We start from the raw sequence: 14,407 nt of genomic DNA, 5'->3' as shown, positions 1-14,407 counted from the left end.
TCATGTAGATAACGTAGGTAGATAACTTTACCTTTGTAAGTTATAGGCTTTACTCAGTGCGGGTGTGGCTTTGTGCCGTACTGAGTAAGCCGACTTTCACATGAGTCATCTTGTGCCATTGAAATTGACTGGAACGAAAACTTTGAAACCCTACCCCATCCAGTGTGTATCGATCGTCATTCCGGTCTACAACGAAGAAGAGAGTTTGCCTGAGCTGTTGCGTCGCACTGAAGCGGCCTGCGCACAGTTGACGCAAGCGTACGAAATCGTTCTGGTCGATGACGGTAGCCGCGATGCATCGGCGCAAATTCTTGAAGACGCGGCTGCCCGTGAAGGCAGCCCCGTGGTCGCCGTCATCCTCAATCGCAACTATGGCCAACATGCCGCCATCATGGCTGGCTTTGAGCATTCCAAAGGCGACGTGGTGATTACCCTCGACGCCGACTTGCAAAACCCCCCCGAAGAAATTCCGCGACTGGTGGCTCAGGCAGCGCTGGGTTACGACGTCGTCGGCACGGTGCGCAACAACCGTCAGGACTCTGCCTGGCGTCGCTGGCCGTCACGCTTGATCAACCTCGCCGTTCAGCGTTCCACTGGCGTTGCCATGAGCGATTACGGCTGCATGCTGCGCGCCTATCGCCGCTCTATCGTCGACGCCATGCTCGCCTGCCGCGAACGCAGCACCTTTATTCCGATCCTCGCCAACAGCTTTGCCCGCCACACCACTGAAGTGCTGGTAGAGCACGCCGAGCGCGAACACGGCGACTCCAAATACAGCCCCATGCGCCTGATCAACCTGATGTTCGACCTGATCACCTGCATGACCACTACACCGTTGCGCCTGCTGAGCATTATCGGTTTCAGCATGGCGCTGCTGGGCGGTCTGTTTGCCATCCTGCTGATCGTCTTGCGCTTGATCTTTGGTGCGACATGGGCCGGTGACGGCACCTTCGTCCTGTTCGCGGTGCTGTTTGTCTTCACCGGCGGACAATTCATCGGCATGGGGCTTTTGGGTGAATACCTGGGCCGCATGTACAGCGACGTTCGGGCTCGCCCGCGCTTCTTTATCGAAAAAATTGTGCGCGCCGAACCGCAACCCCCTGCCGCACACACGCACACCCCGTCTTTTACTAATACCGCACAGGTTCAATCATGAGTTTGAAAACCGTTGTTTTTGCCTATCACGATATTGGCTGCACAGGCATCGAAGCCTTGCTCAATGCAGGTTATGAAATTGCTGCGGTGTTTACCCATGCCGACGATCCCAAGGAAAACAACTTCTACGGTTCTGTCGCCCAGCTGTGTGCCCGCAAAGGCATTCCGGTTCACGCACCGGAAGACGCCAACCACCCACTGTGGATCGAACGTATTCGCAAGCTGAACGCGGATTACATCTTCTCGTTCTACTACCGCAACCTGTTAGGTGAAGAGCTGCTCAACAGCGTCAGCAAAGGCGCGTTCAACCTGCACGGCTCGTTACTGCCACGCTACCGTGGCCGCGCACCCGCGAACTGGGTGCTGGTCAATGGCGAGACCGAAACAGGCGTCACCCTGCACCGCATGGTCAAACGCGCCGATGCAGGCGCCATTCTGGCCCAGCAGCGCATCAGCATCGAACGCTCGGACACCGCGTTGACCCTGCACGCAAAACTGCGCGAAACCGCCGCAAAGCTGCTGGCCGAAACCCTGCCACTGCTGCCTGAAGGGCAACTCAAAGAAACCCCGCAAGACGAGTCCAAGGCCACCTATTTCGGTCGTCGCACCCCCGCAGACGGTTTGCTGCAATGGGCCCGCCCGGCCGAGGAGCTGTTCAATCTGATTCGCGCCGTGACCCAGCCCTACCCCGGCGCGTTCTGCGCCGTCGGCGAGCACAAACTGATTGTCTGGGCCGCCGAAGTGGTCGCGGGCAATGGTGGGCATGCGCCTGGTCACGTGATCAGCTGCGACCCACTGCGTATTGCCTGCGGTCAGGATTCTCTGGTGGTCACAGCCGGTCAGCGCAACGACAACGGTCTGTACCTCAGCGGCCCGCAATTGGCACGCGAACTGGGTCTGGTTGAAGGTTCACGTTTGCGTGGCAGTGAATCAGGACGGGCGCCGCGTCGTACCCGCGTGCTGATTTTGGGCGTGAACGGCTTTATCGGTAACCATTTGTCCGAGCGCCTGCTGCAAGACGACCGCTATGAAGTGTACGGTCTGGACATTGGCTCCGACGCCATTGACCGCCTGCGCAGCCACCCCAACTTCCACTTTGTGGAAGGTGATATCAGCATCCACACCGAGTGGATCGAGTACCACATCAAAAAATGCGACGTGGTGCTGCCGCTGGTGGCCATTGCCACGCCTATTGAGTACACCCGCAATCCGTTGCGCGTGTTCGAGCTGGATTTCGAAGAGAACCTCAAGCTGGTGCGCTACTGCGTCAAGTACAACAAGCGTGTGATTTTCCCGTCCACGTCTGAAGTGTATGGCATGTGCCAGGACAAGAATTTCGACGAAGACACATCCAACCTGATTGTTGGCCCGATCAACAAACAGCGCTGGATCTACTCCGTGTCCAAGCAACTGCTGGACCGTGTGATCTGGGCATATGGGCAAAAAGGCCTGAAGTTCACCCTGTTCCGGCCGTTCAACTGGATGGGGCCACGCCTTGACCGTCTGGATTCGGCACGGGTCGGCAGCTCGCGCGCTATCACCCAGTTGATTCTGCACCTGGTGGAAGGCACGCCAATCCGCCTGGTCGACGGCGGCGAACAAAAACGCTGCTTCACCGATGTGGCTGACGGCATCGAAGCCCTGGCGCGGATCATCGACAATAAGGGCGGCAAGTGCGACGGCCAGATCATCAACATCGGCAACCCCGACAACGAGGCCAGCATCCGTCAACTGGGCGAAGAACTGCTGCGTCAGTTCGAAGCGCACCCGCTGCGTGACAACTTCCCGCCGTTTGCCGGTTTCCGTGATGTTGAAAGCCAGTCGTTCTACGGCACCGGCTATCAAGACGTTAGCCACCGCAAGCCAAGCGTGGAAAACGCCCGTCGCCTGATCGACTGGACGCCGACCATCGAGCTCAGCGAGACCATCGCCAAAACCCTGGATTTCTTCCTGCGTGAAGCTATGGTTGAACTCGCGGAAAAACGCTGATGCAGGCTGGACTACGCATTGATGTCGACACCTACCGAGGCACCCGTGAAGGGGTTCCCCAGCTGCTCGACCTGCTCGACGAAGCGCAGATCAAAGCCACGTTTTTCTTTAGCGTGGGGCCAGACAATATGGGCCGCCATTTATGGCGGCTGATCAAGCCCCAATTCTTCTGGAAAATGATGCGCTCCAAAGCGGCCAGCCTGTACGGCTGGGATATTTTGCTGGCCGGAACAGCCTGGCCCGGCAAACCGATTGGCAAGGATTTGGGGCACTTGATGCGCCAGACCCTCGCCGCAGGCCACGAAGTGGGGTTGCATGCCTGGGATCACCACGGCTGGCAAGCCAATGCCGGGCGCTGGAGCGAAGCACAGTTGATTGAGCAGATACGGCGCGGTGTCGACACCCTGAGCGACATCACCGGGCAGGCGGTCGAATGCTCGGCCGCCGCCGGCTGGCGCGCCGATGAACGCGTAGTCCAGGCCAAGGAAACCTTTGGTTTTCGCTACAACAGTGATTGCCGCGGGCACAGCCTGTTTCGGCCAAGGCTGGCCGATGGCCGGCTGGGCGCGCCGCAAATTCCTGTCGATTTACCCACGTTCGATGAAGTCGTCGGGCCGCACATAAGCGCCGCCGACTTCAACGCCTACATTCTTGATCGCTTCAGCCCGCAAAAGCTGAATGCGTACACCATCCACGCTGAAGTAGAAGGGATTCTAATGGCCAACGACTTCCGTCAATTACTGGCGCAGGCCCGTGCCCGCGATATTCATTTTCACCCCTTGCGCGACTTGCTGCCGACAGCGCTCGACAGCTTGCCCGCCGGGCAATTGAGCCGTGGTGTTCTCGATGGCCGTGAAGGTTGGCTGGGAGTGCAGCAACCATGACTCAGCGCTGGGCAATACCTCTATTGGTTTTGGCTTTTATTGCGTTTTACCTGCTGCCGCTGGGCACCCACGGTTTATGGATTCCGGACGAAACGCGCTATGCGCAAATCGGCCAGCAAATCCTGATCGACGGCAACTGGGTCACCCCACACTTTATGGATATACGCTACTTCGAGAAGCCGATTGCCGGTTACTGGATGATCGCCATTGGGCAGGCCATCTTTGGTGAAAACCTGTTTGGCGTGCGCATTGCTTCGGCCATTGCGACCGGCCTCAGCGTCATGCTGGCGTACCTGGTGGCGCGCCGCTTGTGGAACGACCCGCGCAAAAGCTTTGCCTGCGCGCTGGTGTACATGACCTTTGGCCTGATCGCCGGGCAAGCCGGGTATTCCAACCTCGATCCGCAGTTCACCTGGTGGGTCAACCTGAGCCTGGCCGCCTTGTGGTTTGCCGTGGACAGCACCACCACCCGCGGTCGTCTGATCAGTTGGGCGGTGCTGGGCTTTGCCTGCGGCATGGGCTTTATGACCAAAGGCTTTCTGGCCTTTCTACTGCCGGTGTTGATTGCCCTGCCCTACATGATCTGGCAAAAACGCTTTGTCGAGCTGGTCAAGTACGGCCTGCTGGCCATGCTGGTGGCGGCGATCGTTTCGTTGCCGTGGGTACTGGCGGTTCACGCGCAGGAACCTGACTATTGGCGCTTTTTCTTCTGGCACGAGCATATCCGCCGCTTTGCCGGTGAAGATGCCCAGCATGGCCGTCCGTGGTGGTTCTATCTGCCGCTGATGGTGGTCTCCAGCTTGCCGTGGGCGGCGCTGTTGCCCGCGACCTTCAAGGATGCGTGGCGCAACAAGGGTCATCGCGGAGTGGTCTTCCTGCTGCTGTGGATGCTGCTGCCGCTGGCCCTGTTCAGCCTGAGCAAAGGTAAATTACCGACCTACATCATGCCGTGTCTGTTGCCCTTGGCGCTGCTGCTGGGCCATGCCTTGATGCAACGGGTGGAAACAGCCAAACCGCTGTCCTTGCGCCTTAACGGGCTGCTCAATGTGCTGTTTAGCGGTATCGCATTGTTGGCTCTGGTTTATTTCGAGATCAAAAAGCCTTTCTACGAAGACGAAACCTTTCACATGAGCCTGTTGGTCATTGTGCTGTTGACGTGGATCGTCACCGGCCTGCTGACATTCGCCAAACCGCTGAAAATGTGGGCCGCGCCTGCGGTGGCGATGGGCGCACTGGTCTTGCTGCTGCCGGCGGCCATGCCCAGCAGCGTGGTGCACAACAAAATGCCAGACCAGTTCATCCTTGAACATGTGCAAGCGCTGTCCGGGGCCAAACATCTTCTCAGTAACGACCTGGGCGCCGCTTCGGCCCTGTCATGGCGCCTGCGCCGTCCGGATGTGACGCTCTACAACACCCAGGGTGAAGTCAAATACGGGCTGACCTATGACGATGCCAAGGGCAAGAGTCTGGGCCTGGACGAGATTGAGTCGTGGATGGCCAATGCCCGCCGCGAAGGCCCGGTGGGCGTGGTGATGCGCGTCAAGGACAGCGATGAAAGCCATGAAATGGACTTGCTGCCCAAAGATGGCCAGCGCTTTGACGAAGGCAACATGGTGATTTTGATTTTCCCGCAGCGTGCGCCATGACACTTGTGTTGCTGCTGGTGGCTTGCCTGCTGACCTGCGCTGGCCAGATCGCGCAAAAGTTTGCCGTCGAAAGCTGGCGCGGGGTCGAGTCGGGTGTGGCGCATAAACTGCGCTCCCCCTGGCTGTGGCTGGCCTTGCTGTGCCTTGGGTTGGGCTTGCTGGTGTGGCTGCTGGTGTTACAACGCCTTGAAGTCGGCATCGCGTACCCGATGCTCAGCCTGAACTTTGTACTGATCACCCTCGTGGCGCGCTACCTGTTCAAGGAAACCATCGACCTGCGCCATTGGTGTGGTGTGGGCCTGGTGATTGCCGGGGTGGTTCTGCTGGGGCAACAGGCATGAGTTCGACAAGAGGTTTGGCCTATGCCGCAGGCAGCGTCGCACTGGTCAGCGGCGCTCAACTGGGCATGCGCTGGAGCATGACGCGCTTGCCCGAACCGGCTCAATGGCTGGCGGCAATCAATCAGGGCGAAGTCTCCTTGAGCGCCCTGGCGGGGGTGGTGGGCGCTATCGCGGCCTACGCCCTGTCGATGCTGTGCTGGTTGTTGGCCCTGCGCGACCTGCCGTTGGGCCGCGCGTATTCGTTGTTGAGCATCAGCTACGCGCTGGTCTATCTGCTGGCCGCCAGCCTGCCTGCGTTTCACGAAAGCTTCACCCTTGCAAAAACCCTCGGCGTGACCTTGGTCATTCTGGGGGTGCTAACGATCAACTTTCGACGTACCCCAAGCTCCAGGAACAGCGCATGAAAATCAGTGTATTCGGTAGTGGTTATGTGGGCCTGGTGCAGGCGACCGTTCTGGCTGAAGTCGGCCACGATGTGATTTGCATGGACATTGATCAAAACAAGGTCGAGTTGTTGCAGCAAGGCCACGTCAGCATTTTCGAGCCGGGGCTTTCCACCTTGGTGCGCGATAACCTTGAAAGCAAACGCCTGCGTTTCACCAGCGATGAAAAGCTCGCGGTAGAACATGGTCAGGTGCTGTTTATCGCCGTCGGCACGCCGCCCAGCGAAGATGGTTCAGCCGACCTCAGCGCGGTGTACTCGGTGGGTGACGCGGTTGCCCGTCACCGTGAAGAACCGCTGATTCTGGTGGAGAAATCCACCGTACCGGTCGGCACCGGTGATGCCCTCACCGGCCATATCAATAAAGCCTTGAGCCTGAGCGGTCGCTCGTTGCAGTTTGATGTGGTGTCCAACCCCGAATTCCTCAAGGAAGGTTCAGCCGTCACCGACTGTCGCCGTCCTGATCGGATCATCATTGGCTGCGCCCGCGAAGAAGTGCGCGACGTCATGCGCGACCTGTATGCGCCATTCAACCGCAACCATGACCGCATCATCTTTATGGACTTGCGCAGCGCGGAACTGACCAAGTACGCCGCCAACTGCATGCTGGCGACCAAGATCAGCTTCATCAATCAAATCGCCGAGCTGGCCGAGCACTTGGGCGCTGATATTGAAGCGGTGCGGCTGGGCATTGGTGCTGACACCCGCATCGGTTATCACTTTATTTATCCGGGCTGCGGCTACGGCGGCTCGTGCTTCCCCAAAGACATGCGTGCACTGATTCACAGTGCTCAGCAAGTCAACTGCTCGAGCGACTTGTTGCAAGCGGTCGAAGCCATAAACGAACGACAAAAACACAAACTGTTTGACCGGATCAATGCGTTCTTCAAAGGCGACCTCAAGGGCAAAACCTTCGCCCTGTGGGGATTGGCGTTCAAACCCAATACAGACGACATGCGCGACGCTCCGAGCCGTGTCCTGATGCAGGCATTGTGGGATGCGGGCGCAGAGGTTCGCGCCTTCGACCCCGAAGCCATGCAGGAAACCCAGCGCCTGTATGGCGACGAGTTGCGCCTCAGTTTGATGGGCACGCCGGAATCGACGCTCAACGGTGCCGATGCCCTGATCGTCTGCACCGAGTGGCAGCAGTTCAAGGCGCCGGACTTTGACCTGATCAAACTGCGGCTCAAGACCCCGGTGATTTTCGACGGGCGCAACCTGTACGACGGCGAACGTGTCGCCCGTGCCGGCTTGCAGTACTTCCCGATGGGCCGTGGCGAATCGTGCAACCTGCCTGTATCACAAGGCTCTACACCGTTGGCCGCCAGCGTTTTGTAAGCCGGAGCAGCACGCCATGCAGGTCATCACTTCAGCTGACGCTCTGCGCAGCGTGCATCGCCAGTCCCTGCTGTTGGGGATACTGGCACTGCTGCTGTTTATCCTGGGCGACCCGCATCAGGCGGCCATCGGCTTTGATTCGCGTTTTGTGTTGTTCGCCAAGGAAATGCTGCGTCACGGTCCGGGGTTCTTCCCCACCACTTATGGCCAGCCCTACGCGGATTACAACGCAACCTCGACGCTGTTCATCTGGCTGCTGTCCTTGCCGTTCGGTGAGGTCAGCAGTCTGACCGCATGGCTGCCCACTGCGATGGCCGGGGCAGTGATTGTGACCTTGATGTATCGCCTGGTGGCACCACAGTCCCGGACATGGGCGCTGACCAGCGTAGCGTTGCTGTTGTTGAGCATGACCTTCGTCACTGAAACCCGTTCCGTGTCGCTGGACCAGATGCTCGCGGCGGTCAGTCTGGCCGCGTTTTACCTGGCCTACGCCCACGACCACTTCAGCGCCCCGCGTCGGCATGCCGGTTTACTGGTATTGCTGCTACTGGGGTTTGCCATCCGTGGCCCGATCGGGCTGGTGATTCCCACGGGCATGCTATGCAGTTACTACCTGCTCAGCGGCCAATGGCGCCGCCTGATCAGTCTCGGTCTGCAAGCATCGCTGTTGTTGGTGTTGTGTATCGTCGCGCTGTTGCTGCTGGCCTGGGTCAGTGGCGGCGAGGTGTTCGCCCATGAAGTCATCCGCATGCAAGTCACCGGGCGGCTGGACGGCACTGAAGGCGCAAGCAGCCCGCTCTACTACTTCACCAGTTCCCTGGGCAACTACGCACTGGCCTATCCACTGGCGGTGCTTGGTTTGATTGCAATTGTGATGAACAGACGCGCACTGTCCGGGCCCGCCTTGAAACTGGTGACTTACTGCCTCGGTGCAGGCTTGGTGGTGATGGTTGGCCTGTCGATACCTCAGGCAAAAAAAGCCCGTTATCTACTGCCCATGCTACCCATGGCGGCAATCATTGCGGCTTATCCGTTCGCCGGTGTACAGGGGCGCGTATTTGCCGGGCTCAGGGGCCTCATGCAAGGGGTTTTTCTAATCGTCCCTGCGCTGTTGATGGTGGGCCTCATGGTGGCGCAAAAAAGCGTCGATCAGCCCTTGCCTTCACTGCCCGTGGTGTTCGCCCTACTGGGTGTTTTACAGGCTGTGGCGGTTGCACTGCTGTTTAAACCCCAGTGGCGACCTGCCGGATTGGCGGCCTGTGCGGTCATGGCGCTGTGGGCCAGCTTTATTCTGGTGTTCGAATCCGTTGAACGCGACCTCTACGACACCCGCAGCTTTACCGATAACGCCATGGCCATGATTGACCAGTCGCCCGCGCCACTGGTGCTGCATGGCATGGGCAAGGATGCCAAGGCGATCAAGTTTATGGTTAACCTGAACCGCGACCTCATGCCGGTGTTTACACAGACCGCCGCGGAACTGCAAAACCTGGGCAAACCGGTTTGGGTGGTGATGGATCGCAAGGACTATGAGCAACTGCAAGGCACCCCGGCAGGCGACAGCGCACCGACGTTGAGTGCTCGCTTTGACAAAAACGATTATGTGTTGCTGTACCTGCGTTAAAAAGTCGTCGTTAGCCCTTACAGCCTTGACGCCTGAGCAACGACAGCAGGTACACTCTGCGCCCTCCTCCTTCAGCTAAGGAACACTCATGTCAGGGCTCGAACTGTTTGCCGCCGTACTCGGCGTTGTTGCCGTGTGGTTAACAGTCAAACAAAACCCCTGGTGCTGGCCCATCGGGCTGGTGATGGTGCTGCTCTACAGCTGGATTTTTTTCGACATCAAGTTGTATTCGAGCATGCTGTTGCAGGTCTTTTTTGCCGTGCTGCAAATCTATGGCTGGTGGCAATGGACACGGGCAGGTGCGCAGCACCAAGGTCATGTCGTCACGCGGCTTAGCCATTGGCAAGTGCTGTTCGGGCTGGCGGTAGGCGCGGTGATCAGCCTTGGACTGGGGTCTGCAATGGCTCACTGGACAGATTCTGACTTCCCTTGGCCGGATGCCACACTCACCGCGTTCAGTCTGGTGGCCCAGCTCTGGATGGCTCAAAAGCGCCTGCAATGCTGGGCAATGTGGTGCGTACTCGACGTGCTGTACATGGGCTTTTATGCGTATCAGGACCTGTACCTGACGGCCGCCCTCTACGGTTTGTTCACCGCCATCGCCATTGCTGGCTGGCGTGACTGGCAGCGCGACCCGGCGCTACGCACATGAAGGTGGTCGTACTGGCGGGGCCGGAATCGAGCGGTAAAAGTTGGCTGTCGGCGCTCTTGCAGCAGCGCTTTGGCGGCCTTCTGGTCGGCGAATACGTGCGCTACTTTATCGAACAGAACCCGCGCGATACCTGCCTTGCGGATATTCCGGCGATCGCTCGCGGGCAACTGCAATGGGAAGATGACGCCCGCGCCCAACAACCCGAACTGCTGATTCTGGACACCCACCTGCTGAGCAATATTTTGTGGAGTCAGACCCTGTTTGGCGACTGCCCGGACTGGCTTGAACCGGAACTGCTCAAGCGTCATTACGATCTGCACTTGCTGCTCTCGCCCGAGGGAGTGGAATGGACAGCGGATGGTCAGCGCTGTCAGCCCTCACTGGCTGAACGACAGCGGTTCTTCAACGACAGCTATCAATGGTTGAGTCACCATCAACAACCTGTCTCAGTGATCACCGGGGATTGGCAGGCTCGTCAACTCAGCGCCTGCGCGGCAGTCGAGCAATTGCTCAGAGGTGGATGAGCGCCTGTCAGCGAATCTGATGCTTGTGCAGCAAGCGATAAAAGGTAGGTCGTGAAACGCCCAGCACTTTGGCCGCCATGCTCAAGTTACGGCTGTAACGATGCAAAACATCGCACAATGCCTGACGCTCGGCCCGGTCTTTGTATTCGGCGAGTGTGCCGATTGATTCTGTGGATTGCTTGGTACAGGCCAACCCCAGGTCGGCAGCTTCAATCTGCCGTCCCTGGGCCTGCGCCAGCCCCTGACGCACACGATTGGCCAATTCTCTGACATTACCCGGCCAGTCGTGAATGCCCATCGCCATTAACGCGTCCTTACTGAAAGTGCGCGGGCGGCGGCCCACCTCCAGACTGTGAAAGCGCGAAAAATGGTTGGCCAGAATCTCCACATCGCCGTGCCGATCACGCAGCGGCGGGACGCTGACCTGGAGCACATTGAGCCGGTAGTACAAGTCGGCGCGGAAACGATCACTGTTGATCTCTGCTTCCAGGTCAACAGAGGTCGCTGCCAATACCCGCACATCGATTGGGATCGGCTGATTGCTGCCCACCCGCCATATCTGTTTTTCAAGCAAAAAACGCCTCAAGCTGGCTTGCAGCTCCGGGGTCAATTCATCGATCTCGTCCAGAAACAAGGTGCCACTGTTGGCGGCCTCGATCAGCCCGATCTTGCGCTCCACACCGCTGAACGGCCCGGCGTCATGGCCAAACAGCTGAGTCTCAAGCAGGTCCTGGGGCACTACCGCGCAGTTGATTGCGACAAAGGGCTGATCATGGCGCCGGGACTGATGGTGCAGGGTCAAGGCCACCCTTTTTTTGCCGGTGCCTGTTTCGCCTTGAATCAATACCGGTGACTCCGCACTGGCGTACTTGCCCAACAGCGTGCGCAGGTCCTGCATCGCGTGGCTTTCGCCGAGCAACTGATGATCGGGGATGTTGACCGGGGGCGCGCTCAAGTTGCGCAGGTGCACCATGCCGCTGGTTCTACCAAGGGTTACCGCCAACCTCTGCACATCAAAAGGCAAGGTGTGGAAATCATAAAACCATTCATAAACGAAGTTGCCCACATTGCTGACTGCCAGATCATCAGGGCTAAGCACGGCAATCCATTCGATGCCACTGAGTCTGATCATCTCTTTTACCGCTTCGGGACGTATCAGGTGCAACGGTTCAAGCCTGATTAAACCCACGTCACAAGAATGCTCACTGGCAGTGGCCAGGGTGGCAAATTCCATCTCCCACCCCATGGCTTGCAACTCTGGCATTATTTTGTGACATTCATTAAGAGGATCAACGACTAACAGTCGGCGCGAAGAGGGCGTAGCGAGCATGTCGTTTCCTTGGCGCCAAAAAATAAAAGATTATTTAAAACAGCATCTTGCTAATCATAATCGTAACAGTAGCAAAATATTGACGCTTTCTAGGATCGATTACTTATAAGCGTTATAGCGAATTGGAAGGTGTGTTAAAGCCAGACTTATGAATTTTTAGTCGCCCTGGAAAAATTGACGCACGTCAGCTTCCTGTACGACGCATTAAAAAAAATCAGAAAGTGTGTGACCTGGGTACGGTCTGGAGTCATCAGTACAAGTAACCAACCGAACGGTACGCCCAGCCGACGGTTAATCACTTGATGGGCACACTTGAGAGCACACCCTATGAACGCCCCGCTCCGTTTCAACGAAGCACTTTTGATTGCCGGCCACGCCTTTGAACCCTTCCAATGCGTCGCCTGGGCAGCCCAGGACGGTCACGGCGAATTGAGCCTGACGGTCATTGACCGCATCAGCAACCGTATCGGACGCAAACAAATTCCGCGCAGTGCCTGCGCCGATGCCGCCCAACTCGAAGACTTGTTGACTCAAGCCCGTAACGAGCTGAGCAATGAAGGCTACACCCTGCAACCTTGGGTCATGCCGGCGTGATCTGCCTTAGTCCTTATAGAAGCGGACGTGCGCCGCTTCTATAAGGACGCCGTTTCATCAATGTGTACGTAATCAATCGCCAGTTCTGTCGCCATCTGCCGCGATTTACCCAGCCGTATCGGCCCGCGCTCGATATCGATCAACAGCCCCGGACACTCCACCACCGGCAGTGTCGACCACGCTTTCAAGCGACCATCAGTGAGCAGCACAAAACGCTGTTGCTCTTGCGGTAACTGCTTGCGGCGCAGCTTGAGCCACCCCGCGACATCTTCCAGCGCTTGCAGTAACGGCGTACCGCCACCAGCGCCCAGTGTTGTCAGCCAGTCATCCAGCATTTTCGAGGCTTTGGCGCCGCTGACCAGCCACTGCGGGCTGTTGCCGCTGGCTTGCAACACGGCCACGCGAACCCGTTGGCGATAAGCGTCCTCGAACAACTGCGCCAGCAGGCCCTTGGCATCGCTCAATGCCTGATGACGACGGGTTGAAGCGGAGGCATCGACTACCACCACCCACAATTCCTGCGCAGCGCTTTTACGAGTTTTGAAGGCCAGATCGTCCGCTTGACGCGGGCGACCGCGCAGCAAGGTTAGTACCCAGTCGACCGTACCACTGGCGGCACTGCGACTGGCGCCCAGTTTGCCCTGAATACGTTGACTTGCCAGGGGTTTGGCATCCGCCTCCGAATGGGATGGGGGACGAATGCCTACGGCTTTTTTGGCCAGCTCGGCACTTCACGTCTGACGCCCATGTGCTGCGCTTGCGCTGGCATCTCGCCCCACTGGCCTTGCCCGGATGCTTGCGAGGTGCCGGTAGCCGGTGGTGGTGAGTGCGGCTGTTCGGGTGTCGGTGCAGGTCCGTTGTGTTCGCGGCGTCGATGCCGCAAGGCGAACTCGGCGACCGCCTCGATATCGTCTTCGCTGATCGCCTGTGCGCCACGCCATGCGGCATGAGCGCGGGCTGCCCGCAGCCAGACCAGATCGGCACGCATACCGTCGACGCCTGCGGCGAAGCAACGCTCGGTAATCAGCGCCAACGATTGATCATCCAGCTCGATGCCTTGCAAGCGTTCACGTGCCAGCTGGCAGCGTTCGGCCAATGCGAGTTGCTCAGGCGCCCATTGCGCGCAAAACGCGTGCGGGTCGGCATCAAACTGCAAACGACGGCGAATAATAGCGGCCCGTTCTGACGGTGGCGGCTGCCCGATCATGGCGACGTTAAGGCCAAAACGATCAAGCAACTGTGGGCGCAGCTCGCCTTCTTCAGGGTTCATGGTGCCAATCAATACAAAGCGCGCCGAGTGGCGATGTGAAATGCCATCGCGCTCGACCAGATTTGTGCCGCTGGCGGCGACATCCAGCAACAGGTCAACCAGATGGTCTGCCAGCAGGTTGACTTCATCGACATACAGCACGCCGCCGTCTGCCTTGGCCAGTACGCCGGGTGAGAACTGTGCTTTGCCTTGGCCAAGCGCGGCGTCCAGATCAAGGGTGCCAATCAAGCGCTCTTCGGTTGCGCCCAAGGGCAAGGTGACGAACTGGCCGCTGGCGAGCAAATCGGCGAGGCCTCGGGCCAGTGTGGACTTGGCCATGCCACGCGGACCTTCAATCAGCACACCGCCGATTTTCGGGTCAATGGCGGTCAAGCACAGCGCAAGCTTCAAATCGTCGGCGCCGACCACCGCGGATAACGGGAAATGCGGGATGTCAGTCATAGGGATGTTCCGAAAATGGTTTTAAATCAGCCCCCTCACCCTAGCCCTCTCCCGGAGGGAGAGGGAACCGATCGAGTCGACTACGGATTCAGCGCAACAGGTTCAGGTCAACAGTGTTCTTCAATAGCCCCCATTCAGTCCCCGCTCCCTCCGGGAGAGGGCTAGGGTGAGGGCCGG

General features: G+C 58.5%; 14 protein-coding genes. 11 read left to right on the top strand and 3 right to left on the bottom strand.

The annotated features are described in order from the left end of the window. The first annotated feature begins 142 nt into the window (after window positions 1–142). The 10 genes from arnC to GHN86_RS20185 all read left to right on the top strand — a co-directional run bounded on the left by arnC (window position 143) and on the right by GHN86_RS20185 (window position 10,595). Window positions 143–1,156 carry an undecaprenyl-phosphate 4-deoxy-4-formamido-L-arabinose transferase gene (gene arnC / locus GHN86_RS20230; RefSeq protein ID WP_153379413.1) on the top strand — a complete coding sequence of 338 codons (1,014 nt, stop codon included), beginning with the start codon at window positions 143–145 and terminating at the stop codon, window positions 1,154–1,156. Continuing rightward, entirely contained in the window at window positions 1,153–3,144 is a 1,992-nt protein-coding gene (gene arnA, locus GHN86_RS20225; RefSeq protein ID WP_153387198.1) for a bifunctional UDP-4-amino-4-deoxy-L-arabinose formyltransferase/UDP-glucuronic acid oxidase ArnA, read from the top strand. Before arnC ends, arnA begins: the two co-directional genes overlap by 4 nt. Continuing rightward, complete coding sequence (arnD, locus tag GHN86_RS20220; RefSeq protein ID WP_153379417.1) at window positions 3,144–4,028, top strand: 4-deoxy-4-formamido-L-arabinose-phosphoundecaprenol deformylase; 885 nt, start codon at window positions 3,144–3,146, stop codon at window positions 4,026–4,028. The genes arnA and arnD overlap by 1 nt, the downstream gene beginning before the upstream one ends. Continuing rightward, on the top strand, window positions 4,025–5,674 hold the full coding sequence (gene arnT / locus GHN86_RS20215; RefSeq protein ID WP_153379419.1) for a lipid IV(A) 4-amino-4-deoxy-L-arabinosyltransferase: 1,650 nt from the start codon (window positions 4,025–4,027) through the stop codon (window positions 5,672–5,674). Before arnD ends, arnT begins: the two co-directional genes overlap by 4 nt. Continuing rightward, window positions 5,671–6,015 (top strand): 4-amino-4-deoxy-L-arabinose-phosphoundecaprenol flippase subunit ArnE, encoded by a 345-nt coding sequence (gene arnE / locus GHN86_RS20210; RefSeq protein ID WP_153379421.1) that lies wholly within the window; start codon window positions 5,671–5,673, stop codon window positions 6,013–6,015. Before arnT ends, arnE begins: the two co-directional genes overlap by 4 nt. Beyond that, complete coding sequence (arnF, locus tag GHN86_RS20205; RefSeq protein WP_153379423.1) at window positions 6,012–6,419, top strand: 4-amino-4-deoxy-L-arabinose-phosphoundecaprenol flippase subunit ArnF; 408 nt, start codon at window positions 6,012–6,014, stop codon at window positions 6,417–6,419. Before arnE ends, arnF begins: the two co-directional genes overlap by 4 nt. Continuing rightward, entirely contained in the window at window positions 6,416–7,795 is a 1,380-nt protein-coding gene (locus tag GHN86_RS20200; protein ID WP_153379425.1) for a UDP-glucose dehydrogenase family protein, read from the top strand. Before arnF ends, GHN86_RS20200 begins: the two co-directional genes overlap by 4 nt. A gap of 16 nt (window positions 7,796–7,811) precedes the next feature. Beyond that, window positions 7,812–9,419, top strand: coding sequence for an ArnT family glycosyltransferase (locus GHN86_RS20195; protein WP_153387196.1), 1,608 nt, complete (start codon window positions 7,812–7,814; stop codon window positions 9,417–9,419). An 88-nt stretch (window positions 9,420–9,507) separates the two neighbouring features. Then, window positions 9,508–10,071 (top strand): nicotinamide riboside transporter PnuC, encoded by a 564-nt coding sequence (pnuC, locus tag GHN86_RS20190; RefSeq protein WP_153379429.1) that lies wholly within the window; start codon window positions 9,508–9,510, stop codon window positions 10,069–10,071. Beyond that, complete coding sequence (locus GHN86_RS20185) at window positions 10,068–10,595, top strand: AAA family ATPase (protein WP_153379432.1); 528 nt, start codon at window positions 10,068–10,070, stop codon at window positions 10,593–10,595. Before pnuC ends, GHN86_RS20185 begins: the two co-directional genes overlap by 4 nt. Window positions 10,596–10,602: 7 nt before the next feature. On the opposite strand, the gene GHN86_RS20180 is transcribed toward GHN86_RS20185, so the two are convergent. Continuing rightward, complete coding sequence (locus GHN86_RS20180; RefSeq protein ID WP_153379434.1) at window positions 10,603–11,925, bottom strand: sigma-54-dependent transcriptional regulator; 1,323 nt, start codon at window positions 11,923–11,925, stop codon at window positions 10,603–10,605. Window positions 11,926–12,252: 327 nt separating this feature from the next. Here GHN86_RS20180 and GHN86_RS20175 point away from each other — a divergent pair, with 327 nt between their 5' ends. After that, window positions 12,253–12,519 (top strand): hypothetical protein, encoded by a 267-nt coding sequence (locus tag GHN86_RS20175; RefSeq protein WP_122782126.1) that lies wholly within the window; start codon window positions 12,253–12,255, stop codon window positions 12,517–12,519. Between the two features lie 38 nt (window positions 12,520–12,557). Here GHN86_RS20175 and GHN86_RS20170 read toward each other — a convergent pair whose 3' ends face one another. Further along, window positions 12,558–13,154 (bottom strand): VWA domain-containing protein, encoded by a 597-nt coding sequence (locus GHN86_RS20170; RefSeq protein WP_397462911.1) that lies wholly within the window; start codon window positions 13,152–13,154, stop codon window positions 12,558–12,560. Window positions 13,155–13,222: 68 nt separating this feature from the next. Continuing rightward, entirely contained in the window at window positions 13,223–14,230 is a 1,008-nt protein-coding gene (locus tag GHN86_RS20165; RefSeq protein WP_153379438.1) for an ATP-binding protein, read from the bottom strand. Window positions 14,231–14,407 lie beyond the last annotated feature (177 nt).

This window comes from Pseudomonas helleri (assembly GCF_009600315.1).
GTDB lineage: Bacteria > Pseudomonadota > Gammaproteobacteria > Pseudomonadales > Pseudomonadaceae > Aquipseudomonas > Aquipseudomonas helleri_A.
The sequence above is the reverse complement of the archived record's forward strand: the minus strand, read 5'-3'. Positions and strand labels throughout refer to the sequence as shown.